Below are 25,545 nucleotides of genomic sequence, written 5' to 3'. Positions count from 1 at the left end.
GCCAGGGGTTCGCTCCCTGATCTATGCGGCGGAAGCGGAACCATCCGCGTCGCGGTTGGCGAGCGCCCGGGCGACCCGGTCACGGCCGACGACCATGACCCCGTCGGACTTGTACGGCTCGGCTCCGGTGCCGTCGAGAACGCGCTTGAGGTCGAGGAAGGACCACTTGCCGTAGGCGCCCGCGTTCAGGGTGGCGAGCCGGGCGAGGACGTCCTTGGTCCGCACCCTGTCGGCCGTGCCGACCACGGAAGCGATGTCGGCGAGCGGGTCACGCTCCTCACCCCGCTCGATCACGGTCACCGTGGTGACGCCATCGCGCAGGGCCTTGGCCCGGTCGGTGATGGCCACGGCCGCGTCGTCGTCGATGTAGTGCGTGCGCACCGTGATCGAGGCCTGCCCCGCGGGAATGGCGATGCCGTCGGACGCGACGACCAGCGTTCCCCGGTCCAGGCCCGGACGGAGCAGGTTCGGGGCGGCGCCACCGTCAACCGCCTTGTCCCCGAGGGCCATGCGCGCCTGAGACTCGGTGCCGAGCGCGAGCGATGCCCGGGTGTGGGCGCCCTCGCGGACCAACTTCGGAAGGTTCTGGTCGGTGGGATCCTGGGTGCCCTGCCACATCAGCACGTTGACCGCACGCCCCTGGTTGTGGATCTTGCGGACCGCCATGAAATAGCGGGAGTTCGCCTTGGACCCGCCGTAGGGGCGCTTCTCGTCGTCCTTGACCGGGCACATGAACGCCACCTGCGCCTCATCAACCAGGACGATCAGGGCGGGGAACACGGTGCCGGGCGGGGCCTGAAGGCGGCGGTTCATCTCATCCACCGCACTCTCGACCATCTCCGTGACCTGGATGACGTGGTCGTCGGTCGGGCCCTGGATCAGGACCTTGGCCAGTCCCTCGAACATGGCCCAGTCACCGACGCCCTTGAGGTCGCCCATAAGGAACTGCACCGACCGGTCCAGCGCGACCCACAGGGCGAGCGAGCGCAGCGCGACAGTCTTGCCCTGGTTGGAGAGGCCCGTGATCAGCAGGTGGCGCTGATACAGGCTGATGGCCGCCGCATCCCCGCGCAGGTCCTGTCCCCAGGGGGCGCGGCCCTTGGCGTAGTCGGCGGTCATCGTCTCGTCGGTGACGAGCGGGGACGGGCCGATCGGCTCATCCAGCGCGCCACTGTCGGCGACCCACAGGCGGACGGTGCGGGCGGCTTGGGGGATGGTGATGAACACTTCGTGCTCGTGCCGGGACAGGTTTTCGGCAAGCTTGCGCCGACGGTTCTGCACCTCGTTCGTCGACACCCCGGACGGGAGGGTGACGTCGACTTCGACGCCGCATCCGGCGATGCGGATCGGGCCGAGCATCGACGCCCCTGCGTCGCCCATCTCCTTGATGGCCCGGCCGAGTGCGGGCACGCCGAGGTCGCGCAGGGCCTTGACGACGATGGACGGGGTGATCGGGTCGCCTTCCCCGTTGCGCACGGCCGCCGGGAGTGCCCAGTTCGGGGCGGCCTGTTGGTGGCGGCCGACGGCCCACAGGGCGAGCAGTGCGAGGAACGGGCCGATGGTGATGGCCGGACCCCACACGATGGTGACGATCGTGACCAGGAGCTGAACGAACTCGACCACGGCCATCAGCGGAGTCACGACGTCGGCCGGGTTCTTGTTGGCGATGGCCAGCACGACCCCGAGCGCGACCAGCGAACCGATGCCCATGCTGGTGCCCACGAGCACGCTCTTGGCGGCGTCGACGGGAGCGGTGAGCAGGTCCATGCGGCGGCGGTGTCGGGCCTCGCGGAAGCGCTGTCCGCGTTCCTCCCACTCGGCCGCCACCTCGTAGTTTCCGGCGGCTTCGGCGGCGCGGAGCATGCGTTCGTAGCGGGTGGCGGTGCGGCCCTCCCAGGTGCGGCGGGCCACGATCCGGGACCCGCCGAACACGTACATGCTGTGGCGGACCGTGAGGCGTGCGGCGGTGCGGGTGTGTTCGTGGGTGACGATGCCGCGCACGGCCCGCCCGGAGCGCACCCACAGGGGCACAGGCGGCGTTTCGGTGCCCGGCGCTGCTACAGCAACGCTCGGCGTACCGGACGGCTCCACAGGGGCGCTGGTGACGTCCTTGGTGAGGCGAACGACGTTGGTACTCACGGGAGTTGACTCCTGACTGCCCCGGACCGGGGCGGCAACGGGAGGGATGCTGCCCCGGTCAGGCGGCGGCGGCGATGAGCTGCCGGGCGAGGAATTCGCGGCCGTAGGCCTCGTTCTCTTCCTCGCGCATCAGGCGTTCGTGTTCGCGGGCCTGGCGGCGGGTCTGGCGCTCGACGCCGAAGCAGTGGCGGCGGTCGCGGATGATGCGTCCGCTCACCCCCTTGCGGCTGAACTGCATGGCGTGCACCAGCTCGTGAACGAGGGTTACGGCGAAGTCGTCCGGGGTGCGGTGCTGGTCGACGTTGACCAGCACCAGCACCGAACCGTCCACGAGCGGGACGGCCCGCCCGGCCACGTCACGGGCTTCACGCACGGCATGCCGCATTTCGCGGCTCAGGGCGCGCTTGTCGACCCCGCCGGCCAACTCGGCTTCGGCGGCCGTGGCCAGCTCAGCCAAGCCCCGGGCAGTGGTCAGGACGATCTGCACGTCGGGCATGCGGCCCGACACCGACCGGGCCACCAAACGCCCGGCCTGGTCGGCCAGGTACTGGGCGGTGCGCTGGGTCTGGCGGTAGCCGGACACCTTGTGGGTGGTGACGGTGAGCTTCACAGCGTCTCCGTTCGCGTTCAGGCAGCGGCGGGCTGGGTCGCGGGGGCGGTGCTGGTGGCACGGCGATGCAATGCCCTCAGGGCGAGCGCGGCCTGAGCGGGCAGCACGCCGTTGCCGAGCGCCTTGAGCTGTGCGGTGCGCGACAGGCCGGGGACGTCGGTGACGTGGCCTGCGGGCAGGCCCATGAGCCATTCGACGAACGGCGGGTTCAGTCGTCCCAGAGCGTCAGTTGGCCAGGGAGCGGGGCGTCCGAGGGTGCTTTCCCACCGCGCGACCGCCGGCCCGTACTCGCCCCAGGCAGGCTCGCCGGACTTGGCAGGCTGGCCACTTCGGCGGCCAGGCACCTGCCGTGTGTCCCGGCTTCCTGCGACGGGGTGCGCTTGGTCTGCCGGTTCTCGTTCGCCGACGCACGCGGGGTCGGCAGAAGGGAGACGACGTGTCGTAGGTTCATCCCGCCCTGCGCCGCGTGTCCCGCTCCGGTCGCCTCTGAGGTCGATGGAGTCGGCAGCAGAGAGACCACGGTGGGCAGTTGACCGTTCTGCCCGCCCCCGCGCCAGTCCCTCGCGGCCGGGGTTGGCAGGCCAGGCGAGCAGGAAGAGCCGTTTGCGCTGGTGGGCGGCGCCGATGTCGGATGCGCGTACACAGCACCAGTCCGCATCGAACCCGAGGCGGGCAAGGTCAGCGAGGACGGTGTCGAATCCGAGAGAAAGGTGCCCTGCGACGTTTTCAAAGACCGCGAGGCGGGGTCGTAGAACGCCAAGGGCACGGGCGATGTGGGGCCAGATGTGCCGGGCATCTTTGGTTCCCTTCCGGTGGCCGGCGGAACTGAAGGGCTGGCAGGGGTAGCCGCCCGTGAGGATGTCGACCGCCTCCAGGTCCTCCCAGCGCACGGCGGTGATGTCGCCGATGTTGGGAACGCCGGGGAAGCGGTGGGCGAGGATGCGAGCCGCTCCCGGGTCGCTGTCCGCGACCCATGCCAGAGAGCCGCCGAACACCTGGTGCACGGCCATGTCCAGGCCGCCGTAACCGGTGCAGAGCGACCCGACGCGCAGGCCGCTCACGCCGCCGCTCCGTGCTCGGCCCGCTCGGCACGCAGCGCGTCACGCAGGGTGCGGGCATTCGCCGGGGAAGTGTGGACGGCCTTGCGGATGCCCTCGGCAGTCAGCTTCTCCATAGCCCAGTCGGCCGTGACCGACCGTGCTTCGGTGAGGAGTTCGTCCGGGGTCCGCTTGGGACGACTCGATCGCGCGACGTCCGGCACCCGGCCGGTCGCCCGGCGCGGGCGGGCCGATTCGGCAGGCACGGAACGCCCGATCGGCACGAGCGCGGTCGACGGCACCGGCTTGTCCGGGATGGTCGGCTTGAGGAAGCCGACCTGAACGGCGGCCGGGATCGGCGTCGCGTTCACGATCACGGGCTCAGGGGTCGATTCTGCGAGGTCACCCGTAGACCGATTACTCACGATCTCAGGCGATTCCTCCGTATTCGCGATCGGGTTCGGTTGGTGGTGGAGGACCTTGGCGACCAGATCGGACCCGAAGTAGATCGAGCCGACCGGAAGCGACGTCGCCAGCAGCACGAGCGCCCAGTTCGCCGGGTTCCAGTCGGCCAACCGCCCCCAGTCGACTGACGCGCCGTGCAGCGCCGGAACCAGACCATGCACGTAGTTGAGGACCAGAGAAGCGGCGGTGTAGGTGCCCAGCACCCGCAGCGCGAACCGCCGGGCGTCGGCGGTCAGCACGAGCGTGGCGACCAGCGCCAGCGCCATCAGCCCATCGACCACGAACGGGTACAGCGTCGCGGCGGTGTGGTCCGCACCGATCGCACGGGCCACATCCCTGAGCGCGTTCCACGACACCCGGAACGCCATACCGACCACGGCGACCAGAGCGATCACAAGCAGCGTCTTGGGAGTGCGATTCACGCCGCACCCCCGACATGAAGCAGGAGCGCGACGGCCAGCAGGACGCCGCCGGTCATCGTGAGGTCGACCGCGCGGCGCAGGGCGGTGAACTTGGCGACCGCGATCCGGGACAGGCCCGCGATGTCGGCCGCCCGGTCCGTCGCAACGGCCGTGGTGATCTCCTCAGCGGTCAGGGTCGCCCACAGCGGGAACCCGTGACGACCACGCAGGTTAGGGCGGGCCGACCGCAACAGCAGCCCGGCCGCCACCACCAGCACGGCCATGCCGAGCCCGCCCACGACACAGACGCTCACGCTCGGCTGCATGTCCTTGGCGACGGACCCCGCACCGGCCACCAGCGCGCCGACGAACGCCAGCAGCAGACTGACCTTGGAGTCGGTCCGGGCAATCTCCGCCTTCACCTCAGCGTGCGCGGTGTTGAGCGAGTCGTTGCCATTCACGCGCCCACCCCCGACGTGCCCCCGACGGTGGCCTGGGTGGTGAGCGCCCGGCGCGCCTTGAGGACCTTGCGGTGGGCCCGGCGGATGCGGCGGGCGTCGAGCTCGTTCGGGGTGCGGTCGAGCGTGATGATCTGTGCGTCCAGCAACTCGACTTCCGCCAGGATCAGCGGCATCTCGATGTCGAGCGCGTCGAGTTCGACCGGCGTCGGCTCGGTGTCCGGCAGGGTGCCGGTAACGGCCTTCTGAAGTGCAGCGATGTTCTTCATGAGTCGTGGTCTCCCTAGCAGGTGAAACGGCTCGAACAGCGGCCCCGGTGTTCCCGCACCGGGGCCGCGCGCCGTTGAAGTCGGTCAATCCGGCTCCCCTCAACCCCGCCCGTACGACCGCCCCGCAGGGCGCCCGGACGGGCAGAGGAGGCAACCGGCCGCCGTGTAACCCGGCGATGGTTGAGATCAAGTGCGGCAGGCGCCGCGAAGGTTCTGCGGATGTCAGATCACGCAATGCCGTCACCACCCCGTAAGGCGGATCAGGGCAGGCCACCCGGCCCGACATGGTCGGTCGGGATGGTGACCCGCACCCATCGACCGCACCTGTTCATGCGGCTGGGTCGGCACGCTGTTGAGTTCTCAAGCCAGCGAACGCTCACTTCGTACTCACCCCTGCGGGCTTTCCTCCGGGCGCACAATGCACGGAGTCCGAGGACTCCTGTACTCCTGCACTCATGTGCAGGAGTTACGTTCATTAGAGTGCCCAACTCCTGTACATGAGTCAACCCGCCGCGTGAAGAATCTTCGCGACGGGTTGGGAAGACGTTCGGGCCGTTAGTCCCCGGCGGGGATGCGGTAGTCGAGAACGAACTGGTCAGCGGCCATGATCGTGTCGCAGACCTCGACGATCCGGCCTGCTTCTGTCTCGGCACTTCGAGTCAGGTGGATGACGGGGGACCCTGGGCTGAGGCTGAGCGCCCCGGTCTCCTGCTTCGTGGCGAGTCGAGCCCGTACCGTTTCGACGAACTCCTTCAGGACGTGGCCGTTCTCTTCGAGCCGTGCATAGATGCCGCCACCGCCCGGGTTCTCCTCGAAGAGTTCGGGAATGTCCTTTGCAATGTCCCAGGGCAGGTAGGAAGTCGCTTCCTCCGTGGGAGTTCCGTCGCTGAAGTACAGGCGTCGCCTGGCGAGCACCTTGGTGCCAGCCGGTACGTCCAGCCGCTCGGCGATCTCGTCTGCGGCCTCGACGGGACCGATGTACAAGACGGTGACGCCCGGCTTCTTACCTGCCTGCTCTGTCTCGGCGATGTAAGCCGCCTTGCCTGCTCGGCGGTGAGAGCGCCGGAACCGGTCGGACGACTTGCGTCGCACTGGGGGCTGGCTCTTAACGAACGACCCCTTGCCGTGAAGGGTGTCGATCAGTCCTGTGGGGCGCAGCTCGGCGACTGCCTTGCGCGCCGTGCCCTGGGAGACCGAATACCGGGTCATGAGTTCCGACTCGCTGGGTACCTTCTCCCCCGGCTTGAGGACACCCGCCCTGATCTGCTGGGCAAGGTCGTCCGCGATCTGTAGGTACCGTGGCTGACCCGAGTCCCTAGAGGCTGTAGTGCCCATGTCCTTCAGTTCCTCCTATGCTCCTATACATGAGTAACGCTACCCAGGAAGGTGCGTCAATGTCGCTTCACTCGGTTTCGGTCGCGGGCGTGGTCGTTCGCGAAGACGGCCGCGTGCTGGTCATTCGGCGTGCCGACAACGGCGCCTGGGAGGCGCCGGGCGGTGTCCTGGAACTCGACGAGCAGCCCGAGGCCGGCGCGTGCCGCGAAGTCCTGGAAGAGACAGGTCTCCAGGTTGAAGCTGTGCGGCTGACTGGCGTCTACAAGAACATGGCGCGTGGTGTCGTTGCGCTCGTGTTCCTGTGTCGCCCTGTAGGGGGTGAGGAGAGGACGTCCAGCGAGTCGGTTGAGGTCCGCTGGTTCACCCGGAGTGAGATCGAGAGCCACATGACCGAGGCCTACGCGGTGCGAGTCCTCGACGCGTTGGACTTGGAGGCGCCGCCCGTGCGAACGCATGACGGTCGTCGATTGCTCCGGGAGCCGACCGCCTCCGGGTCCGGTATCGCGTCCTGACCAGGGAAGCGGCTCGATGTGTGGGGCCGTCTGTGGGCCGTCCGGCGACCGCCAGTGACAACCAACAACGACCAATGACGACAGGTCGACCGCAGGTCAGATGAGGTGTGCGGGTTCCTGACCAGGCCCAGAAAACGGGCGGTCCAGACCCAGGGCAAGAAGAAGTAGCTCACCTGGGCGCGGGAAGGGGCCTCGGCTCCGCACTGCCCGTCGAGCAACATCGCCCGTCGAGCCCCCCCGGCGCCGTACTTCCGGCGCCGGGGGGCTCGCGTGTTTCTGGCCATGGACCGGCGTCCTTACGTTCTGTCACGGTCCCGGCACGCTCCGGTCGCCGACTCCCGGCTCCCTGGATAGCCTCGAAAGGCGCATTTCGCCCGGAGTGGTGAGCTGCGCACCCCCGGGGGAATCCGCCACGACGGGAGTCCAGAACGTGAACACCACCCTGCGCAGCCGCTGTATCCGCACCCTTGCCGCCGGCGCGCTGTCCGCCGCCCTGCTGTCCGCCGGGGCCGCCGGCACCTCTGCCTCGGCGGCCGCGGCGTCCAAGCCCAGTCCGTCCGCGTCCAAGCCGAGCCCCTCCGCGTCCAAGACGGCCGGCTCGATCACCGTGAAGGCGTCGTCGACGTCGGTGAAGGCTGGCGACAAGGTGACCTTCACGGGCCGCACCAAGGGCTTGCCCATAGGCACCAAGCTGGTGCTCCAGCACAAGAAGGGCAACAAGTGGACCACGCTCCAGGCCAGCACCCTGGTCAAGCAGGGCAGTAGCTACTCCCTGGACGCCAAGCTCAACGACAAGGGCAAGCAGGACCTGCGGGTCAAGTACGACGAGGTCGTCTCGCCGACGGTCAGCGTCACCGTGAAGTGACCCCGGCCTGCGGTGAGACGACGTGAAAGGCCCCGCCCGACAACCGGGCGGGGCCCTTCACATACCGGTCTCGTGGGTCAGCCGCCGCACTGGCACGGCGCGCCCGACTGGCAGCCGCAGCCGCAGCTCGATCCGCAGCCGCACGCGCCGATCAGCGGCAGTCGGACCACTTCTACAGGTGTCACGGGTGCTTCCTGGCGTGGTTCGGTCGTGGGCGAATCGGCCATGGGTCCCTCCCGGGGGTAGGCAGACGCGTGGAGCCTTCCCCCAGTGCATGCCCACGGGGACGGGCGCGTCAACGGCGCATGCGCGAAAGCTTCAACCCGCCGGGTGCGCACAGCAGTTGGGACCCGCCCCCGAAGGGCTGGTCCGCTGCGAACGCTCAGGCCCCCTCGGGCTGCGTCGGCGGCTGGAGTTCGTCGGCGTGCTCGCCCGTGACCAGGTAGACGACGCGCTTGGCGACCGAGACCGCGTGGTCGGCGAAGCGCTCGTAGTAGCGGCCGAGCAGCGTCACGTCGACGGCCGTCTCGATGCCGTGCTTCCAGCGGTCGTCCATCAGGTGCTGGAACAGCGTGCGGTGCAGCAGGTCCATGTCGTCGTCGTCCTGCTCCAGTTGGAGGGCCAGGTCGACGTCCTTGGTGATGATGACCTCGGCCGCCTTCGCCATCAGGCGCTGGGCGAGCTGGCCCATCTCCAGGATGGTGGCGTGCAGGTCGTGCGGTACGGCGCGCTCCGGGTAACGCAGCCGGGTCAGCTTAGCCACGTGTTGGGCCAGGTCGCCCGAGCGCTCCAGGTCCGCGCTCATGCGCAGCGACGTCACGACGATCCGCAGATCGGTGGCGACCGGCTGCTGGCGGGCCAGCAGTGCTATCGCGCGGGCCTCCAGGTCGTGCTGGAGATCGTCGACCTTCTGGTCGGCCGCGATCACGCTCTCGGCGAGCTTGAGGTCGGCGTCGAGCATGGCCGTGGTGGCGCGCCCGACCGCCGACCCGACGAGCCGGGCCATCTCGACCAGGCCCTCGCCGATCGAGTCGAGTTCCTCGTGGTACGCGTCCCGCATGGGTTGTCCCTCTCTCAACGGTCTCCGGGGGGCCGGGGGTGCCTGCGGCCCCCACGCTGCCACGTTCCGTCCGTTACGCGTCCGGTTCGGCCATAGGAAGTGAACCGTCCCTATCACCTCGGTGAACTCTGAGCGACGAACGTTCGAGCTGCCACCCATTTGGCTGGGAGAGTGTCGGCCACCCCGCATAACCTGGGTGCATGGACGTGAACGCGGCGGTCGCCGCATTGGCAGCGATCGCCGGGGTGTGCACCGGCGTCATCGCCATGCTGGCGTTCCGCTGGAGCGAGCGCGACCAGGCGCGGCCCACCCGGTCGTCCCTGCACACCGACGCGGTCCTGCCCCCGGGCGTGGACACGGTCCTGTCCGTACTGCGCTCCTCCGCGGTCGTGCTCGACGAGAGCGACTCGGTGGTCAAGGCCAGCTCGGCGGCGTACGCACTCGGCCTGGTCAGGGGCGGCAAGCTGGCCGTCGAGCCCATGCTGCACATGGCCCGCGACACCCGGCGCGACGGCGAGATACGCCAGGTCGAGCTCGACCTGCCCCGGCGCGGCACCGGCCGGGGCGAGGCCCTCGCGGTCTCGGCCCGGGTGGCCCCGCTCGGCTCCCGGCTGGTGCTGCTCCTGGTGGAGGACCTCACCGAGGCCCGCCGCATCGAAGCGGTGCGGCGCGACTTCGTGGCCAACGTCAGCCATGAGCTCAAGACCCCGACCGGGGCGCTCTCCCTGCTCTCCGAGGCCGTCATGGACGCCTCGGACGACCCGGAGGCGGTCACCCGCTTCGCGGGCCGGATGCAGATCGAGGCCACCCGGCTCACCAATCTGGTCCAGGAGCTCATCGACCTCTCGCGCGTCCAGAACGACGACCCGCTGGAGGACGCCGAGCCGGTCCGCGTCGACGAACTCGTCGCCGAGGCCATGGACCGCTCCCGCCACCCCGCCTCGACCAAGCAGATCACCATGGCCGCGGGCGGCACCGCGGACCTGTACGTCTGGGGCAACCGCGGCCAGCTCGCCGCCGCCCTCGGCAACCTGGTCGAGAACGCGGTCAACTACTCGCCGGCCAGGACCCGGGTCGGCATCGCCGGGCGGCGCATCGCGGCGCCCGGCGGTGGGGGCACCTCCCAGGCTTTCGGCACTGGGGGACTCATCGAGATCGCGGTGACCGACCAGGGCATCGGCATCTCCGAGAAGGACCGCGAGCGCGTCTTCGAGCGCTTCTACCGGGTGGACCCCGCCCGCTCCCGTGCCACCGGCGGCACGGGCCTCGGCCTCGCCATCGTCAAGCACGTGGCCGCCTCGCACGGCGGGGAGGTCACGGTGTGGAGCTCCGAGGGACAGGGCTCCACCTTCACCCTGCGGCTGCCGGAAGCCGGCGCCGTCCGCGACCGCGCCTCGGCCCGGCGGGGGCCCGCCCCCGTCGACGAGGACGACGACGTCCCGTACGAGACCTTCAGTTCCGCTGTGCCTCACTCACCAGCCATAGTTCCTGCCCCGGAGGTCCTTCCGTGACCCGAGTGCTCGTCGTCGAGGATGAGGAATCCTTCAGCGACGCCCTGTCCTACATGCTCCGCAAGGAAGGCTTCGAGGTCGCGGTGGCGGCCACCGGGCCCGACGGCCTGGACGAGTTCGAGCGCAACGGCGCCGACCTGGTGCTGCTCGACCTGATGCTGCCCGGCCTGCCGGGCACCGAGGTCTGCCGTCAGCTGCGCGGCCGTTCCAATGTGCCGGTCATCATGGTGACCGCCAAGGACAGCGAGATCGACAAGGTCGTGGGCCTGGAGATAGGGGCCGACGACTACGTCACCAAGCCCTTCTCCTCCCGCGAGCTGGTGGCCCGCATCCGCGCGGTGCTGCGCCGCCGCGGCGAGCCGGAGGAGGTCGCCCCGGCCGCCCTGGAGGCGGGCCCGGTCCGCATGGACGTCGACCGGCACGTGGTCACCGTCTCGGGCGGCAAGGTGGACCTTCCGCTCAAGGAGTTCGACCTCCTGGAGATGCTGCTGCGCAACGCGGGCCGCGTCCTGACCCGTATGCAGCTCATCGACCGGGTGTGGGGCGCGGACTACGTCGGCGACACCAAGACCCTCGACGTCCACGTCAAGCGGCTGCGCGCCAAGATCGAGCCGGACCCGGGCGCGCCGCGCTATCTGGTGACGGTCCGGGGCCTGGGCTACAAGTTCGAGCCGTAGGCCGGCCCGGCCGGGGGTCAACGGCGTGACCCGCCGGATGGAGACATGCCATGCCGTGCCATGACGTGACCCGCCGGATGGAGACATGAAAGGAGGGCGGGCCCGGATCCGGGCCCGCCCTCCTTCGTCTGTCTGTCTGTCTGTCCGCCGCTCGCTCGCGCCGGGTCAGTGGCCCGTCGTCGCGGTGTGCGAGGGCGAGCCGGAGCCGGCGGGCTTGCCGCTGACGGTGCCCGTGTTCGGGGTGGCGGAGGTGGAGGCGCCGCCCGAGGGGGAGCCGCTCGCCTTGCCGGTGGGGCCGGCCTCGGGGCTCTCCTTCGGCTTCGGCAGCTTGCTGGGGCCGACGCCCTCGAAGTAGCTGGTGGCCGGGACGACGAAGGCCTGGAGGCTCACGGCGCCGGCCTTGCTGAACTGGAAGGTGACCTTCTGCGCGTCGCCGTTCTTGGCGGCCTCACGGCCGTTGTCGACGACCGCGGAGGCGTTGTCCTTGCCGCCGAGCACCACCGAGCCGTGGGCCGGGACGGTGATCGCGCCGGCGCCCTTGGCGGGGGAGAGCTTGACGGTGGCGCTGCCGACCTGGACGGCGTCCAGGGTCTGCGGGTCCCCGCCGTTGTTGAACAGGGTCGCCGCGACGACGGCCGGGCCTTCGGCGTCGGCCTTCGGCTGGGTGACGACCGTCGCGTTCTGGACCTTGATGTCGCCCACGGTGACGTAGGCGTTGTCCGCCTTGACCTCGAGCGTCTGGGCTCCGTTGCCCGCCGCGCAGGCGGAGAGGGAGGCGAGCGAGAACGCGATGGCAGAAGCGGCGAGGGCGCCGCGTCGAAGGCTGCGGCTCACGGCGGCGGCAACTCCTTGGACGTACGGGACGGACTGGCTTCGGACGGTCTACGAGTCGGCCGGCCGCATGCCTGAGGGCCGGCTAAGGGTGTGTCAGCGGGCCTAGATTACCGAGCCGCCCCTCGCCCCCCGCACCCGACCCGCCCCTACGGACGACGGGCCCGGCCCACTCGGGTGGATCACCCGCCGATCTTGGTCTTTCGCGTGTCGTTCCCATATCGGCGGATGATCAATTCCCGGGGCCGCCACACATTCCTTACGGAAAATCCTCCGGACTGGTCCGACCGGGTCGATCGTTGATCAATTCCGGAAAGAATCCCGCGGGTCCGAACGGGTGAACGGGCGCCGAACGGAGTAGATGAAGTTCACCGTCCGGAAGGCGACAAACCGGGACGTTCGGCCGTCCGGGGCCCCGATCGAGGGGGCGTAACGTAGTGGTTTTGCAGCCCCTTCGCAGCTGCTCCGACCTGCGAATACCGCCTTCCACAAGCCCTCCGCAGCACGTTCCTGGCGCTGTTGTCAAGCCCCGAGATATGCCCTGACCTGCGAAAACGCCATTCAGAAGAAGCCGTATCCGTGTTACCCTGGATAGCCACGGAAGGGGTACCTGTCACATGACGTTCAAGGTTGGCGACACCGTGGTCTATCCCCATCACGGGGCCGCGCTGATCGAGGCTATCGAAACTCGCCAGATCAAAGGCGTGGACAAGACCTACTTGGTGCTCAAGGTCGCCCAGGGCGACTTGACTGTGCGCGTGCCCGCGGACAACGCGGAGTTCGTCGGCGTTCGCGATGTAGTTGGGCAGGATGGGCTGGACCGGGTCTTCGAGGTGCTGCGCGCGCCGTTCGCGGAGGAGCCCACGAACTGGTCCCGTCGCTACAAGGCAAATCTCGAGAAGCTCGCCTCCGGCGATGTCATCAAGGTCGCGGAAGTCGTGCGTGACCTGTGGCGTCGTGAGCGCGAGCGCGGACTGTCCGCAGGTGAGAAGCGCATGCTCGCCAAGGCGCGCCAGATCCTGGTGAGCGAGCTGGCCCTCGCGGAGAACACCAACGAAGACAAGGCCGAGGCCCTCCTCGACGAGGTTCTCGCGTCCTGACGCCGCTGGTTCCGGGGCCCGCCCCGGAACATTCGGCATTGCCGCGGTGCCCGCTGACCAGCAGTGAAAATTGCTGTGTCGCCGGGCGCTGCGGCATGTTCGTATCCCCTGCCCCAACACCCGCACCGTATGCGTGCCGGGCCCGGGCGGCTGCCTGACCGGTCGTCACGGAAGGGCCGGTCAGGGCGGAGCGCCCGGCACTCCCCGGCTCCAGGAGCCAGGGGTACCCCCAGGCCATACCCATGTCGTTTGAGGACACAAACCTTGTCTGACGAATCGCGCACTTTCCGCACCGCCGCGGTGATTCCTGCGGCCGGACGCGGTGTGCGTCTCGGCCCGGGTGCCCCCAAGGCGCTCCGCGCCCTGAACGGCACCCCCATGCTGATCCACGCCGTCCGGGCGATGGCCGCCTCCCGCGCCGTGTCGCTGGTCGTCGTGGTGGCCCCGCCGGACGGGGAGGCCGAGGTGAAGAACCTCCTCGCCGAGCACGCGCTGCCCGGCGGCCCGCCCGGGAGCAGCTGGGGCAGGACCGAGTACCTGGTCGTGCCCGGCGGGGAGAGCCGCCAGGAGTCGGTGCGGCTCGGCCTGGACGCGCTGCCGCCCGGCTTCGACGCCGTACTGGTCCATGACGCGGCCCGCCCGCTGGTCCCCGTCGACACGGTCGACGCGGTCATCGAGGCGGTCCGCGACGGCGCTCCCGCCGTGGTGCCCGCGCTGCCGCTCGCCGACACCGTGAAGCAGGTCGAGCCGCGCGCCGACGGCTCGCCCGAGCCCGTCCTCGCCACCCCGGACCGGGCCACGCTGCGCGCGGTGCAGACCCCGCAGGGCTTCGATCACGACACGCTCGTACGCGCCCACGCGACGGTCACCGGAAGCGTCACGGACGACGCCGGCATGATCGAGCGGCTCGGCCTGCCCGTCGTGGTGGTGCCCGGGCACGAAGAGGCGTTCAAGGTGACCCGCCCCCTCGACCTCGTCCTCGCCGAGGCCGTACTCGCACGACGGAGGGCCAACGATGGCTTCTGAGGCCTTGGACACCGGAGACGCCTTGGACAGCGGAGACGTCTTGGACACCGGAGACGCCTTGGACACCCGGTCGGTGGCGCCTCGCCCGGTGATCCCGCAGGTGGGGATCGGCACCGATGTGCACGCCTTCGAGCGCGGGCGCGAGCTGTGGTGCGCCGGGCTCCTGTGGGAGGGCGAGGAGTACGGGCTCGCCGGTCACTCCGACGGCGATGTCGCCGCCCACGCCGCCTGCGACGCGCTGTTCTCCGCGGCCGGCGTCGGAGACCTCGGCGCCCACTTCGGCACCGACCGCCCCGAGTGGTCCGGCGCCTCGGGCGTGACCCTGCTCGCCGAGGCCGCCAGGATCGTGCGTGCCGAGGGCTTCGAGATCGGCAACGTCGCGGTGCAGGTCATCGGCGTACGGCCGAAGATCGGCAAGCGGCGCGAGGCGGCACAGAAGGCGCTGTCGGCCGCGGCCGGGGCGCCCGTCGCCGTGTCCGGCACCACCACGGACGGGCTCGGTCTGACCGGCCGGGCGGAGGGACTCGCGGCGATCGCCACGGCGATGGTGTACCGGATGCCATGAAAAAGGTCCGGATTGGGGTAGTAGAGGAGGCACCCGTTCTCCTCTCCTCCGGAAGGACCGCCCCGTGTCTGCTGAGCTCAGCGACAAGCTCAAGGAACTGCTCGACAGCCCCGTCTTCGTCAACATCGCCACCATCCAGCCCGACGGAAGCCCCCAGGTCTCCCCGGTCTGGGTGAAGCGGGACGGCAACGACGTACTGATCTCGACGACCGTGGACCGGCGCAAGGAGAAGAACCTGCGCCGCGACCCGCGGGTCAGCGTGCTCCTCCAGCGCTTCGACTCGCCTTATGAGTACGCCGAGATCAGGGGCACCGCCGAGCTCACCACGGAGGGTGGCCAGGAACTGATCGACGAGCTGTCGATGAAGTACTCCGGCAAGACGTACCGGGAGTTCAACCCGGCCTCGGTCGACGACGCCCCCCGAGTGGTGGTCCGGATCACGCCGCGCAAGATCGTCGGAATGCTCTGACACCCAACAGTCGCCAAATTGTGTGCCCCGAGGCCCGGAAGGGTCGCGGGGCACTGGTATTGGGCCACTACCCTGGTGTGGTGACCATTCGCCTGTACGACACCAGCGCCCGGCAGATTCGCGACTTCGTCCCGCTCACGCGGGGTTGTGTCTCGATCTACCTGTGTGGCGCCACCGTCCAGGCGGCCCCGCACATCGGGCACATCCGGTCGGGGCTCAACTTCGACATCATGCGCCGCTGGTTCGAGTACCGCGGCTACGACGTCACGTTCATCCGCAACGTCACCGACATCGACGACAAGATCATCAAGAAGTCGGCCGAGCAGGGCCGCCCCTGGTGGTCGATCGGGTACGCCAACGAGCGGGCCTTCAACGACGGCTACACCGCGCTCGGCTGCCTGCCGCCCACCTACGAGCCGCGGGCGACCGGCCACATCACCGAGATGGTCGAGATGATGCGCGGCCTGATCGAGCGCGGCCACGCCTACGAGGCGGACGGCAGCGTCTACTTCGACGTGCGGTCCTTCCCCGAGTACCTGGCGCTCTCCAACCAGGACATCGACGATCTGCGCCAGCCCGCCGAGGAGGGCATCACCGGCAAGCGCGACCCGCGTGACTTCGCGATGTGGAAGGCATCCAAGCCGGGCGAGCCCGACTGGGAGACGCCGTGGGGGCGCGGCCGTCCCGGCTGGCACCTGGAGTGCTCGGCGATGGCCCACAAGTACCTGGGCAGCGCCTTCGACATCCACGGCGGCGGCCTCGACCTGATCTTCCCCCACCACGAGAACGAGATCGCCCAGGCCAAGGCCTTCGGCGACGACTTCGCCTCGTACTGGGTGCACAACGCCTGGGTGACGATGTCCGGCGAGAAGATGTCGAAGTCGCTCGGCAACAGCGTGCTGGTCTCCGAGATGGTCAAGCAGTGGCGCCCGATCGTGCTGCGCTACTACCTGGGCACCCCGCACTACCGCTCCATGATCGAGTACAGCGAGGACGCCCTGCGCGAGGCCGAGTCGGCGTTCGCGCGCATCGAGGGCTTCATCCAGCGCGTGGTGGAGAAGGCGGGGGGCGTCGTCGAGCCCGCCGCCGAGGTGCCGCCCGCGTTCGCCGAGGCCATGGACGACGACCTGGGCGTGCCGGGGGCCCTCGCGATCGTCCACACCACGGTCCGCCAGGGCAACAGCGCCCTCGCGGCCGACGACAAGGAAGCCGCCATCGGGCGCCTGGCCGAGGTGCGCGCCATGCTGGGCGTGCTGGGCCTGGACCCGCTGGACCCGCAATGGGCCCAGGAGGGCGAACGGGGCGAGGACCTCCACGGCGCCGTCGACACCCTCGTACGGTTGGTCCTGGAGCAGCGCGAGGCCGCCAGGGCCCGCAAGGACTGGGCGACCGCGGACGCGATCCGCGACCAGCTGACCCAGTCCGGCCTGGTCGTCGAGGACAGCCCCAGCGGCCCCCGCTGGACCCTCGGCCCGCGCTGAGCGGCCTGATGTGCCGCCCGGGCGATCGGGCGGCACACTTCATATACGTACGTACACGATCTGCATCCGTAAGTGGATCGCGGATTCACTGAGGAAATAGGTAGGTCATGGCCGGGAACAGCCAGCGCAGGAACCGCCGCACGTCCAACAAGAAGGGCGCGACGGTCGGCAGCGGTGGCCAGCGGCGCCGGGGTCTGGAAGGCAGGGGCCCCACGCCGCCCGCCGAGGCCCGCAAGAAGCACAAGAAGAACCGCATCGCGACCGCCAAGGCCAAGCAGGCCGCGACCCGTCGCCCCGCGCCCCGGCGCGGTGGCGCGAAGGGCGCGTCCGAGATGGTCGTGGGCCGCAACCCCGTCTTCGAGGCGCTGCGCGACGGCGTCCCGGCGACCACGCTCTACGTCCAGCAGTACATCGACAACGACGAGCGGGTCCGCGAGGCCCTCCAGCTCGCCGGCGAGCGCGGCAACATCAACCTGATGGAGGCCCCGCGCGCCGAGCTCGACCGGATGACCAACGGCCTCAACCACCAGGGTCTGGTCCTTCAGGTCCCGCCGTACGAGTACGCGGAGCCGCAGGACCTCACCACGTTCGCGTACGACAACGGCGAGGACCCGCTGATCGTCGCGCTCGACGGTGTGACCGACCCGCGCAACCTCGGCGCGATCGTCCGCTCCACGTCCGCCTTCGGCGGCCACGGCGTGGTCGTGCCCGAGCGGCGCGCGGCCGGCATGACGGCGGGCGCCTGGAAGTCGTCGGCGGGCACCGCGGCCCGTACGCCGGTCTCCCGCGTCACCAACCTGACGCGCGCTCTGGAGGCCTACAAGAAGGAAGGCCTCACGATCGTGGGTCTCGCCGCCGATGGCGAGCACACGGTCGAGGAGCTGGAGCAGATCGGCGGCCCCGTCGTCATCGTGATCGGCAGCGAGGGCAAGGGACTTGGCCGACTCGTCGGCGAGACCTGCGACTACCGGGTGCGGATCTCGATGCCGGGCGGCGCCGAGTCCCTCAACGCCGGTGTGGCGGCGGGCATCGTGCTCTACGAGGCGGCCCGCCGACGCGCCTGAGCTGGGTGATCTTGACGGGTCTCGGACAGATTCGGACCCGTCAAGCAGTGTCCTAAGCACCCATCACTCGGTTAGATGAGTGTGGACACCAGAACGCCCCGGCCCGGGTTCGACGACCAGCCTGCCTTGAGCATGGCCAAGGTGGACTGCGACCCCGCGCAGGTCATCGTCAACCACGCGAGTTTCCGGGTGCAGCTTGCACCCAAGCCGCTGCCGAAGCCCGTCATTTCGGGCACCTCGGTGCGCCGCAGGGCGCCCGTGGTGTGGAGCGGGAAGTCGGCGCCGGGGGCGAGCGGCCTCTTGCAGGCCGTCCGCGCCACCTCGGCCGTCGGCGCCGGCTACGACACCGGTGCGACGCAGACCATCCCGCGCGTCGCCGTCGACGACACGAGGCCGACGCCGCTGATCCCCGGATCCGGATCGGGTCCGGAGACCGCGCTGCTCCCGCAGATGCGCACGCCGTACGGTGAACAGCCGTACGCCCAGGACGAGTTCGAGGAGTTCGACGACCTCGACGGCGACGACGTGGACGACGGCTCGCCCGCCAAGCGGCGCGGGGCCGACCCGGTCCGGCACGCCTACTACCCCGGCCGCCGGATGAACCTCGGCGTCGTGCTGCTCCCGCTGCGCGTCTTCCTCGGCTTCATCTCGGTCTACGCGGGGCTCGGCAAGCTCTGCGACCCCGTCTACTTCGACGGCGGCGAACGCGGCTCGATGGTCAAGTGGCTGAACTCGCTGCACCCTTGGGCGCTCGCCGAGCCCCTGCGCGACTTCGCCCTCCAGCACCCCGTGGGGGCCGGCCTCACCGTCGCCTTCCTCCAGGTCGTCGTCGGCGTCCTGACGATGCTCGGCCTGTGGCAGCGGGTGGCGGCCGTGTTCGGGGCGCTGCTCTCCGGGGCGCTGCTGGTGACCGTGAGCTGGCAGACCGTACGCGCCTATGACGCGCCCGACATCATCTACCTCGCCGCCTGGTCCCCGCTGATCATCGCGGGCGCCCCGGTGTACTCGCTCGACGCCCGGCTCGCGGGCGAGGCCTGGCGCAAGCTCGGCCCGCGCTCCGAACTGTGGGAGCTGCGGCGGCGGGTGCTGCGGCGCGGTCTGGTCATGACGACCGTCGTCGTCGGCCTCACCCTGACGACCGGCGCGCTGCTGGGCGGCGCGGTGCGCTCCACCACGGTGGTGACCGTGCCGGGGCCCGACGACGACCCGACCAACTACCTGCCCGGCACCCCGCTGCCGAGCGAGACCGGTCCGGCGCTCGCGCCGCGCACCACCCCCACGGCCGTCAAGCCGTCGGCCAAGCCGAAGAGTTCGGTGAGCCCGTCCGCGAAGGCGTCCAAGAAGCCGAAGGCGCACCAGAGTGCCACGGCGGGCACCACCGGCCGCCCGAGCCACTCGGCCGGCACCGGTGGCCAGCCCCCCTCCCGCCACCACACGGCCCCGCAGGCGCCCCCGTCCACCAGCGCGGGACCGACGTCCTCGGGCGGCACGGGCTCCAGCGGGGGCTCCGGCGGGGGCGGCGGCGGCAACCGCAACCCCATCGGAGGGCTGCTGGGGTAGCGCGACCGCTTGCGCGGCGCAGCGGATGAAGGGGGCCGGAACATTCCGGCCCCCTTCGCCATGGCGCGGCCCCGCTGTCGCCCGCGGACCGTGCCCGCTTCTCGCGCAGTTCCCCGCGCCCCTAACCCCTCTCGAACCTGCGGACCGTGCCCGCTTCTCGCGCAGTTCCTCGCGCCCCTAAAACCCGTTTTCGGCTGCGGGCCGCGGGTGGCTTCTCGCGCAGTTCCCCGCGCCCCTGAAAACCCGCTTTCGTCTGCGGGTCGTGCGTGGCTGGTCGCGCAGGTCCTCGCGCCCCTTAACTGCTCGGTGCGGGGGCACCTACAGCCTGTCCGGCGATTGAGGACGAGCGCCCTTCAGGCGCGATACGGGGTCCGGGGCGGAGCCCCGGGCATGCCGGGTGAGCCTCAACCCCCGTGCTGCGCAAGCTCCTTGGCCGCCTCCGTGAGGTCCTTCGCCGTGTCGATGGCCCGCCAGTACGCGCCGTGCGGCAGCGGAAACCCGGCCAGCCGGCGCTCGCGGGCGAGGCGGGGGAAGGTGGTGCGTTCGTGGTCGCCGACGTCCGGCAGCATCGCGGTGAAGGCCGCGGAGAAGACGTACACGCCCGCGTTGATGAGGTACGGCGAGGGCGGCGACTCGATGAAGTCGGTGATGTGGCCGAAGGCGTCGGTCTCGACGGCGCCCCACGGGATGCGGGGGCGGGCCAGGGCGAGGGTGGCGGTCGCGTCGCGCTCGCCGTGGAAGGAGGCCATCTCGCGGAGCGAGAAGCGCGTCCAGATGTCGCCGTTGGTGGCGTACCAGGGCCGGTCGGGGTGGGGCAGCGAGGCCGCCGCGTACTTGAGGCCGCCGCCCCGGCCCAGCGGTTCGTCCTCGACGACCGTGGTGACGCGCAGCGGAAGGTCGGCCGTCGCCAGCCAGTCCTTCAGGACGTCGGCGAGGTGGCCGCAGGAGACCACGGCGTCAGTGACGCCCTCGGCGGCCAGCCAGGAGAGCTGATGGCCGATGATCGGGACCCCGGTGCCCGGGATCTCGACCATCGGCTTGGGGCGGTCGTCGGTGTACGGGCGGAGTCGTGAGCCCTGGCCGCCCGCCAGGACCACGGCCTGGGTCGGGAATGTCGCAGTCGTGCTCGCAGTCATGCGGTGAACGATAGGCGTCCCCGCAGCGGGGCGTCACCGCTCCTGGGCCACGCCGGAGGCGAAGGAGGTGTCACAGACGGGGCGGGAGTACGACTGCGCCTTGACGGGGCCGTAGTGCTCCACGGCGGCCCTGCCGAGCGCACGGGCGATGGACATGCAGTGTTGGGCGAGCGAGGGGCGGTGCTCGACCTCGCGCTGGAGATGGGTCAGCGCGGTGCCGGGGTCCTTCTCCTGGAGCTCGGTCAGCAGCGCGTCGCGCAGAACGTCCTGCGGGGCGCGGGACTTGGCGCGTACGGAGACGTTCTCCGAGGAGGCGGTCAGGATCTGCGATTCGTTCCCGGCCCAGTTGACCCGGGTGACCGCGAGTGTCCCGGAGAGGACGAGGACGACGGGCAGGACGAGGGCGAGGGTTCGGCCGATTCGGCGGGCTGTGTGCGTCACGGAGGCGAGCGTAGCGGGGAGTGATGATTTGGCGACATTTCGTCACCCTCCCGGGGGATGGTTCGACGTCGTTTTTCGAATGACGTGTTGACGAACACGATTCGAATTGCCCGGGATGCCGGGGTATTTGTCGACAACGGCCGACGGCCCCGCACGCATGTGCGAGGCCGCCCGAGCCGTAGACCCCCTGGTTGGGGGCCGCGCACCGGTATCAGTCTGTAAGACGCTCGCCCGTTGAGGTGGAGAACACGTGGGTCTCACCCGGACGCGGGACGACGTGGAGCTGTGTGCCCTTGTCCGGCACCGCGCGGCCGTTCACACGCACCACGAGGTCCTTGGTCTCGCCGCCGACCTCGGCGGAGCCGTACACATAGCCGTCGGCGCCGAGCTCCTCGACGACGTTGACCGTGACGGCGAGGCCGGCCGGGGCGTCCGCGGACTCCTTGGTGAGGGTCTGCGCGGCGGCACCGCCCTGCTCGACGATGTCGAAGTGCTCGGGACGGACGCCGACGGTGACCGTACGGTCGCCGCGGTCGGCGGCGGCGGTCAGCGCCTCACGGCTGACCGGCACCACGCTGTTGCCGAACTTCACGCCGCCGTCGGTGATCGGGACCTCGACCAGGTTCATGGCGGGCGAACCGATGAAGCCCGCGACGAAGAGGTTGGCCGGGCGGTCGTACATGTTGCGCGGCGAGTCGATCTGCTGGAGCAGACCGTCCTTGAGGACCGCGACGCGGTCGCCCATCGTCATGGCCTCGACCTGGTCGTGGGTGACGTACACGGTGGTGATGCCGAGCCGGCGCTGGAGCGAGGCGATCTGCGTACGCGTCGAGACGCGGAGCTTGGCGTCGAGGTTGGAGAGCGGCTCGTCCATGAGGAAGACCTGCGGCTCGCGCACGATGGCCCGGCCCATCGCGACGCGCTGGCGCTGACCGCCGGAGAGCGCCTTGGGCTTGCGGTCCAGGTACTCGGAGAGGTCGAGGATCTTGGCCGCCTCCTCCACCTTCTTGCGGATCTCCGTCTTGTTCACGCCCGCGATCTTCAGGGCGAAGCCCATGTTGTCGGCGACCGTCATGTGCGGGTAGAGCGCGTAGTTCTGGAACACCATCGCGATGTCCCGGTCCTTGGGCGGCAGATGCGTGACGTCCCGCTCGCCGATGCGGATCGCTCCGCCGTTGACGTCCTCCAGGCCCGCGAGCATGCGCAGGGAGGTGGACTTTCCGCAGCCCGAGGGGCCGACGAGCACGAGGAACTCGCCGTCCTCGATCTCGATCTCCAGCCCGTCGACCGCGGGCTTGGTGGAGCCCGGGTAGATCCGGGTCGCCTTGTCGAACGTGACAGTGGCCATGACTGATGTGTCCCTTCACCGGCAGGAACGTGCCGGACGATCCGAGTAGAGGGAGAAGTGGTGTAGTCCACCTGGGTGGACTGGGTCAGGACGCTACCCCGGGGATGTCCGGGTTGTCAGCAGTCCGGGAGCGGGAAGTTGGCGGGGGCCCGCTCCGGCCACCCCGCCCGCCCACCCCACCCCATATCCGGCCGCGCCCGCGCGCGGGTTGGTTACACTTCACGGGTTGCCTCCTTAGCTCAGTTGGCCAGAGCACCGCTCTTGTAAAGCGGGGGTCGTCGGTTCGAACCCGACAGGGGGCTCTTGGATGGAGGGCCTCAGCCGATCGTGGCTGGGGCCCTCCGGCTTTCGGGGGTGGACGACTGTGGGGGACCGGGTGGCGGGCGGGTTCGAGTTCCAGTGGGCCCTGACGGGGTCCGGGTGGGCGACGTACCGGATCACCGACGGGGTGTCGGAGCACTCGGACGTTCCGAGTTACTGCACCGACGCCCTCGCCGATCTGCTCGCCGGGGTGGCGGGGCTGTACGGCTCCGAAGCGCCGCAGCGGGTCTCCTTCGACATGGAGCCGGCCGAAGTGAGGTGGGTGCTGCGGGCCGCGGGGAAGACCGTCACGATCGACATCCACCGCTTCCCCGACCTGCACCACAGCTCCCGGCTGCCGGACGGCGACGGCGAATGCGTGTGGAGCTCGGTCCAGCCGCGCCGCGTCGTCGCCCACGCCGTACTGGAAGCGGCGCAGGGCCTCCTCGACCGGCACGGTGCGAAGGGGTACCTGAAGAAGTGGGCGGAGCACCCCTTCCCGGCCGCGGAACTGGGCGAGCTCCGTCGTCTCCACCGCGAGCGGGACGACTGCGCCCACTGAGGGCCGCGCCCACGCGGAGCCGCGCTTGCCCAGGGGGCGCCGGCGAGCCGGGGGGCGCTGGGTAGGTGCGGGGCCGGCCGCCCGTCGGCGCCGGGTCCGGAAGACTTGGGTTTCCGGGGTGTGGGGAGAGAGGCGGACATCGTATGAGCCGGCGTTCCAGTGGGGTGGCTGGGGTTTGGGCCGAGGCGCAGCGGCAGCAGCAGCGGCAGCGGGAGGCGCAGCGGCGGGCGGTGGTGCAGGGGGAGCGGCAGCAGCGGGCCCACGAGCGTGACCTCGCCCGGATGCAGCGCGAACAGCAGGCGGCGTACCGGCAGGGGCGGGAGGCGGACGCCCGGCTGCGTACGGAGGAGCTGGAGGGCCAAGTCGCCGCGCTGGGCGCGCTGTTGGCCCAGGGGTGCCGGGCCGCGCCGTTCCGGGTGGCGGCGTTGACCCGGCCGGAACAGGTCGCGCCGTTCGAGCCCGGACCGCTCGGCCGGCCCGTGGCGATGCCCGACCCCGCGCACTATCAGGCGCAGGGCGGCTGGACGGCCGGGCGGCGGGCGCAGGCGCAGCAGGAGGCGCAGGCCAGGTACCAGCACGACTGGCACGCCGCGCAGGCCGCCGAGGCGCACCGGGTACGCCAACTCGCCGAGTACCGGGCGCAGTACGACGCGTGGGCGGCGCAGCAACTCGCCGAGGTGCGCGCGCACAACGCGGGCCTCGCCCAGCTGGTGGACGCGCTGCGCGGCGGCGACCCGGGTGCGGCGGTCGACTACTTCACGGCTGCGCTGTACGCGTCGGGCGCCTGGCCCGAGGGGTTCCCCCGGCAGGTGACGGCGGCCTTCGACCGGGGCGCGCGTCAGCTCGTACTCGACTGGGAGCTGCCCGGCATCGAGGTGGTGCCGGAGGTCAAGTCCGTTCGGTACGTGGCCAGTTCGGACCAGGAGAAGGAGACCGCGCGGCCCGTCACCCAGCGGCGCGCCCTGTACCGGGACGCGCTCGCGCAGTGCCTGCTGCTCGTGCTCCGCGATCTGTTCGCGGCCGATGAGTACGGGGTGCTCGAATCGGTCGTCCTCAACGGCTTCGTCGATGACGTGGACCCTGCCACCGGGCGGCGCGCGGAGATCTTCCTCGCGACGGTGAGCGTGGCGCGCGCCACCTTCGCGCAGCTCAACCTCGGCCAGGTCAGCGCGGTGGAGTGCCTGGTGGAGGCGCTGCGCGGGCAGCTCTCCGCCCGGCCGGACCAGCGGGCGGCGATACGTCCCGGGCGCCGGCCCGCCGACGTCGGCACCGGGGTCGTGTCGCACGGGGGCGGCGGTGAGCCCGACCTGTTCACGATGGACCCCATCGAGTTCGAGGGGCTGGTCGCCGAGCTGTTCCGGGCCCGGGGGATGCAGGCGCTCACCACGCAGCGCTCCAACGACGGCGGCGTCGACGTCGAGGCGCTCGACCCGGACCCGATCAGCGGCGGCCGGATCATCGTCCAGGTCAAGCGCTACCGCAATACGGTCCCGCCGACGGCAGTGCGCGATCTGTACGGCACGGTGCAGGCGGCCGGGGCCAACAAGGGGGTCCTGGTGACGACTTCGGGCTTCGGGCCCGGGTCGTACGGGTTCGCCGAGGGCAAGCCGCTGACGTTGGTGTCGGGGGGCGAGCTGGTCGAGCTGCTGCATCAGCACGGGTTGCGGGGGCGGCTCGGGGAGGGGGGCGCCCCGGGCCCGGCCCCGGCCTCGGTCCCGTCCTCGGGCCCGGCCCCGACTTCGGCCCCAGGCCCGGGTCCGGCTGCGGGGGGCTCCGAGGACTTCAATCTGCTCGGGATGACCTGGGCCGGGTCGGTGGCGCTCGACGTGTGCGCGTTGGTGTGCCGGGGCGGGCGGGTCCTTGGTGAGGAGCACTTCGTGTTCTTCAACAACCCCGAGAATCCCGGTGGTTCGGTACGGATGGTGCCGGGGGTGGGGGGTGACCGGGCGGCGGTGCGGGTCGTCTTCGACGCGTTGCCCGAGGAGGCGGACCGGCTGGTGCTGGTGGCGGCGGTCGACCCCGAGGTGGACCCCGGGCGGGATCTGGCCGGGTTCACGGATGCGGCGATCTGTCTGCGGGACCGGGCGGGGCGGGAGCTCGATCGGTTGCCCGTTTCCGACGGGCGGGTCGGGGAGACGGCGTTGGTGCTGGGGGCGTTTCGGCGGCGGGGGGTGGGGACTGGGACTTTGTGGCGGGGGGTGCGGGGTATCGGGGCGGCCTGGCTGACCTGCTCGCCCCCTTCGGCCTCACAACCACCTGACCCCCAACCCCCTGGGCCTCCGCCCCAGCCCCCTTCGCCCACCCACCCACCCACCCGCGCAGC

24 protein-coding genes, 1 tRNA gene and 1 pseudogene are annotated in these 25,545 nt (G+C 70.5%); 14 read left to right on the top strand and 12 right to left on the bottom strand.

What is annotated here, in order from left to right:
* Positions 1–21: 21 nt before the first annotated feature.
* The 7 genes from DWB77_RS17980 to DWB77_RS17950 form a co-directional block, all read right to left on the bottom strand.
* On the bottom strand, positions 22–2,139 hold the full coding sequence (locus DWB77_RS17980) for an FtsK/SpoIIIE domain-containing protein (protein ID WP_120722226.1): 2,118 nt from the start codon (positions 2,137–2,139) through the stop codon (positions 22–24).
* Positions 2,140–2,197: 58 nt separating this feature from the next.
* Positions 2,198–2,749, bottom strand: a complete 552-nt coding sequence (locus DWB77_RS17975; protein WP_120722225.1) for a hypothetical protein — start codon at positions 2,747–2,749, stop codon at positions 2,198–2,200.
* Between the two features lie 17 nt (positions 2,750–2,766).
* The gene (locus DWB77_RS17970; protein WP_120722224.1) at positions 2,767–3,810 is read right to left on the bottom strand and encodes a DNA cytosine methyltransferase; all 1,044 of its coding nucleotides are present in this window, start codon (positions 3,808–3,810) and stop codon (positions 2,767–2,769) included.
* A complete protein-coding gene (locus DWB77_RS17965; RefSeq protein WP_120722223.1) occupies positions 3,807–4,673 on the bottom strand; it encodes a DUF2637 domain-containing protein in 867 nt (288 codons plus the stop codon). The genes DWB77_RS17970 and DWB77_RS17965 overlap by 4 nt, the downstream gene beginning before the upstream one ends.
* Positions 4,670–5,113 carry a Pycsar system effector family protein gene (locus tag DWB77_RS17960; protein WP_120722222.1) on the bottom strand — a complete coding sequence of 148 codons (444 nt, stop codon included), beginning with the start codon at positions 5,111–5,113 and terminating at the stop codon, positions 4,670–4,672. Before DWB77_RS17960 ends, DWB77_RS17965 begins: the two co-directional genes overlap by 4 nt.
* Complete coding sequence (locus DWB77_RS17955; RefSeq protein WP_120722221.1) at positions 5,110–5,379, bottom strand: DUF6284 family protein; 270 nt, start codon at positions 5,377–5,379, stop codon at positions 5,110–5,112. The genes DWB77_RS17960 and DWB77_RS17955 overlap by 4 nt, the downstream gene beginning before the upstream one ends.
* Positions 5,380–5,934: 555 nt before the next feature.
* Positions 5,935–6,714, bottom strand: a complete 780-nt coding sequence (locus DWB77_RS17950; protein WP_120722220.1) for a GntR family transcriptional regulator — start codon at positions 6,712–6,714, stop codon at positions 5,935–5,937.
* Between the two features lie 17 nt (positions 6,715–6,731).
* On the opposite strand from DWB77_RS17950, the gene DWB77_RS17945 reads away from it, so the two are divergent.
* Together DWB77_RS17945 and DWB77_RS17940 are read left to right on the top strand one after the other, a co-directional pair.
* Entirely contained in the window at positions 6,732–7,226 is a 495-nt protein-coding gene (locus DWB77_RS17945) for an NUDIX hydrolase (RefSeq protein WP_120722219.1), read from the top strand.
* A 430-nt stretch (positions 7,227–7,656) separates the two neighbouring features.
* On the top strand, positions 7,657–8,091 hold the full coding sequence (locus tag DWB77_RS17940) for a hypothetical protein (RefSeq protein WP_120722218.1): 435 nt from the start codon (positions 7,657–7,659) through the stop codon (positions 8,089–8,091).
* 382 nt (positions 8,092–8,473) lie between these two features.
* On the opposite strand, the gene phoU is transcribed toward DWB77_RS17940, so the two are convergent.
* Complete coding sequence (phoU, locus tag DWB77_RS17935; protein WP_120722217.1) at positions 8,474–9,151, bottom strand: phosphate signaling complex protein PhoU; 678 nt, start codon at positions 9,149–9,151, stop codon at positions 8,474–8,476.
* A 200-nt stretch (positions 9,152–9,351) separates the two neighbouring features.
* On the opposite strand from phoU, the gene DWB77_RS17930 reads away from it, so the two are divergent.
* The gene (locus tag DWB77_RS17930; RefSeq protein WP_120722216.1) at positions 9,352–10,662 is read left to right on the top strand and encodes a sensor histidine kinase; all 1,311 of its coding nucleotides are present in this window, start codon (positions 9,352–9,354) and stop codon (positions 10,660–10,662) included.
* The gene (locus DWB77_RS17925) at positions 10,659–11,339 is read left to right on the top strand and encodes a response regulator transcription factor (RefSeq protein WP_073720438.1); all 681 of its coding nucleotides are present in this window, start codon (positions 10,659–10,661) and stop codon (positions 11,337–11,339) included. Before DWB77_RS17930 ends, DWB77_RS17925 begins: the two co-directional genes overlap by 4 nt.
* A gap of 165 nt (positions 11,340–11,504) precedes the next feature.
* On the opposite strand, the gene DWB77_RS17920 is transcribed toward DWB77_RS17925, so the two are convergent.
* Positions 11,505–12,173, bottom strand: coding sequence for a DUF461 domain-containing protein (locus tag DWB77_RS17920; protein WP_120722215.1), 669 nt, complete (start codon positions 12,171–12,173; stop codon positions 11,505–11,507).
* A 614-nt stretch (positions 12,174–12,787) separates the two neighbouring features.
* Between DWB77_RS17920 and DWB77_RS17910 the strand changes: the two genes are divergently transcribed.
* The 7 genes from DWB77_RS17910 to DWB77_RS17880 all read left to right on the top strand — a co-directional run bounded on the left by DWB77_RS17910 (position 12,788) and on the right by DWB77_RS17880 (position 19,435).
* A complete protein-coding gene (locus tag DWB77_RS17910) occupies positions 12,788–13,270 on the top strand; it encodes a CarD family transcriptional regulator (protein ID WP_120722213.1) in 483 nt (160 codons plus the stop codon).
* Between the two features lie 264 nt (positions 13,271–13,534).
* Positions 13,535–14,296, top strand: a complete 762-nt coding sequence (gene ispD, locus DWB77_RS17905) for a 2-C-methyl-D-erythritol 4-phosphate cytidylyltransferase (RefSeq protein WP_120722212.1) — start codon at positions 13,535–13,537, stop codon at positions 14,294–14,296.
* Positions 14,297–14,369: 73 nt separating this feature from the next.
* On the top strand, positions 14,370–14,861 hold the full coding sequence (ispF, locus tag DWB77_RS17900; RefSeq protein ID WP_120727927.1) for a 2-C-methyl-D-erythritol 2,4-cyclodiphosphate synthase: 492 nt from the start codon (positions 14,370–14,372) through the stop codon (positions 14,859–14,861).
* 64 nt (positions 14,862–14,925) lie between these two features.
* Positions 14,926–15,330, top strand: a complete 405-nt coding sequence (locus DWB77_RS17895; protein WP_120722211.1) for a PPOX class F420-dependent oxidoreductase — start codon at positions 14,926–14,928, stop codon at positions 15,328–15,330.
* Between the two features lie 80 nt (positions 15,331–15,410).
* Positions 15,411–16,811, top strand: coding sequence for a cysteine--tRNA ligase (gene cysS / locus DWB77_RS17890; RefSeq protein ID WP_120727925.1), 1,401 nt, complete (start codon positions 15,411–15,413; stop codon positions 16,809–16,811).
* Between the two features lie 107 nt (positions 16,812–16,918).
* Positions 16,919–17,875 carry a 23S rRNA (guanosine(2251)-2'-O)-methyltransferase RlmB gene (rlmB, locus tag DWB77_RS17885; protein WP_120722210.1) on the top strand — a complete coding sequence of 319 codons (957 nt, stop codon included), beginning with the start codon at positions 16,919–16,921 and terminating at the stop codon, positions 17,873–17,875.
* Between the two features lie 75 nt (positions 17,876–17,950).
* Complete coding sequence (locus tag DWB77_RS17880; protein WP_120722209.1) at positions 17,951–19,435, top strand: DoxX family protein; 1,485 nt, start codon at positions 17,951–17,953, stop codon at positions 19,433–19,435.
* A 404-nt stretch (positions 19,436–19,839) separates the two neighbouring features.
* On the opposite strand, the gene DWB77_RS17875 is transcribed toward DWB77_RS17880, so the two are convergent.
* The 3 genes from DWB77_RS17875 to DWB77_RS17865 all read right to left on the bottom strand — a co-directional run bounded on the left by DWB77_RS17875 (position 19,840) and on the right by DWB77_RS17865 (position 22,360).
* Positions 19,840–20,571 (bottom strand): nucleotidyltransferase family protein, encoded by a 732-nt coding sequence (locus DWB77_RS17875; protein ID WP_120722208.1) that lies wholly within the window; start codon positions 20,569–20,571, stop codon positions 19,840–19,842.
* 33 nt (positions 20,572–20,604) lie between these two features.
* A complete protein-coding gene (locus DWB77_RS17870) occupies positions 20,605–21,012 on the bottom strand; it encodes a hypothetical protein (protein ID WP_053728175.1) in 408 nt (135 codons plus the stop codon).
* 211 nt (positions 21,013–21,223) lie between these two features.
* Positions 21,224–22,360 (bottom strand): ABC transporter ATP-binding protein, encoded by a 1,137-nt coding sequence (locus DWB77_RS17865; protein ID WP_120722207.1) that lies wholly within the window; start codon positions 22,358–22,360, stop codon positions 21,224–21,226.
* 228 nt (positions 22,361–22,588) lie between these two features.
* Between DWB77_RS17865 and DWB77_RS17860 the strand changes: the two genes are divergently transcribed.
* The 3 genes and pseudogenes from DWB77_RS17860 (at position 22,589) to DWB77_RS17850 (ending at position 25,482) form a co-directional block, all read left to right on the top strand.
* Positions 22,589–22,662, top strand: a tRNA-Thr gene (locus DWB77_RS17860).
* 62 nt (positions 22,663–22,724) lie between these two features.
* The gene (locus DWB77_RS37825; protein WP_246033561.1) at positions 22,725–23,222 is read left to right on the top strand and encodes a hypothetical protein; all 498 of its coding nucleotides are present in this window, start codon (positions 22,725–22,727) and stop codon (positions 23,220–23,222) included.
* A gap of 143 nt (positions 23,223–23,365) precedes the next feature.
* Positions 23,366–25,482: pseudogene (locus tag DWB77_RS17850) on the top strand (restriction endonuclease).
* The last annotated feature ends 63 nt before the right edge of the window (positions 25,483–25,545 follow it).

The sequence above is a fragment of the Streptomyces hundungensis genome, assembly GCF_003627815.1.
Classification (GTDB): domain Bacteria; phylum Actinomycetota; class Actinomycetes; order Streptomycetales; family Streptomycetaceae; genus Streptomyces; species Streptomyces hundungensis_A.
This window is presented reverse-complemented; position numbering and strand designations above follow the sequence as displayed.

Bases quoted from the DNA above. Each gene is read 5' to 3' on its own strand.
- DWB77_RS17955 (WP_120722221.1), bottom strand. From the start codon at position 5,379: ATGAAGAACATCGCTGCACTTCAGAAGGCCGTTACCGGCACCCTGCCG.
- DWB77_RS17950 (WP_120722220.1), bottom strand. From the start codon at position 6,714: ATGGGCACTACAGCCTCTAGGGACTCGGGTCAGCCACGGTACCTACAG.
- DWB77_RS17945 (WP_120722219.1), top strand. From the start codon at position 6,732: ATGCTCCTATACATGAGTAACGCTACCCAGGAAGGTGCGTCAATGTCG.
- phoU (WP_120722217.1), bottom strand. From the start codon at position 9,151: ATGCGGGACGCGTACCACGAGGAACTCGACTCGATCGGCGAGGGCCTG.
- DWB77_RS17930 (WP_120722216.1), top strand. From the start codon at position 9,352: ATGGACGTGAACGCGGCGGTCGCCGCATTGGCAGCGATCGCCGGGGTG.
- DWB77_RS17910 (WP_120722213.1), top strand. From the start codon at position 12,788: ATGACGTTCAAGGTTGGCGACACCGTGGTCTATCCCCATCACGGGGCC.
- rlmB (WP_120722210.1), top strand. From the start codon at position 16,919: ATGGCCGGGAACAGCCAGCGCAGGAACCGCCGCACGTCCAACAAGAAG.
- DWB77_RS17880 (WP_120722209.1), top strand. From the start codon at position 17,951: ATGAGTGTGGACACCAGAACGCCCCGGCCCGGGTTCGACGACCAGCCT.
- DWB77_RS17875 (WP_120722208.1), bottom strand. From the start codon at position 20,571: ATGACTGCGAGCACGACTGCGACATTCCCGACCCAGGCCGTGGTCCTG.
- DWB77_RS17865 (WP_120722207.1), bottom strand. From the start codon at position 22,360: ATGGCCACTGTCACGTTCGACAAGGCGACCCGGATCTACCCGGGCTCC.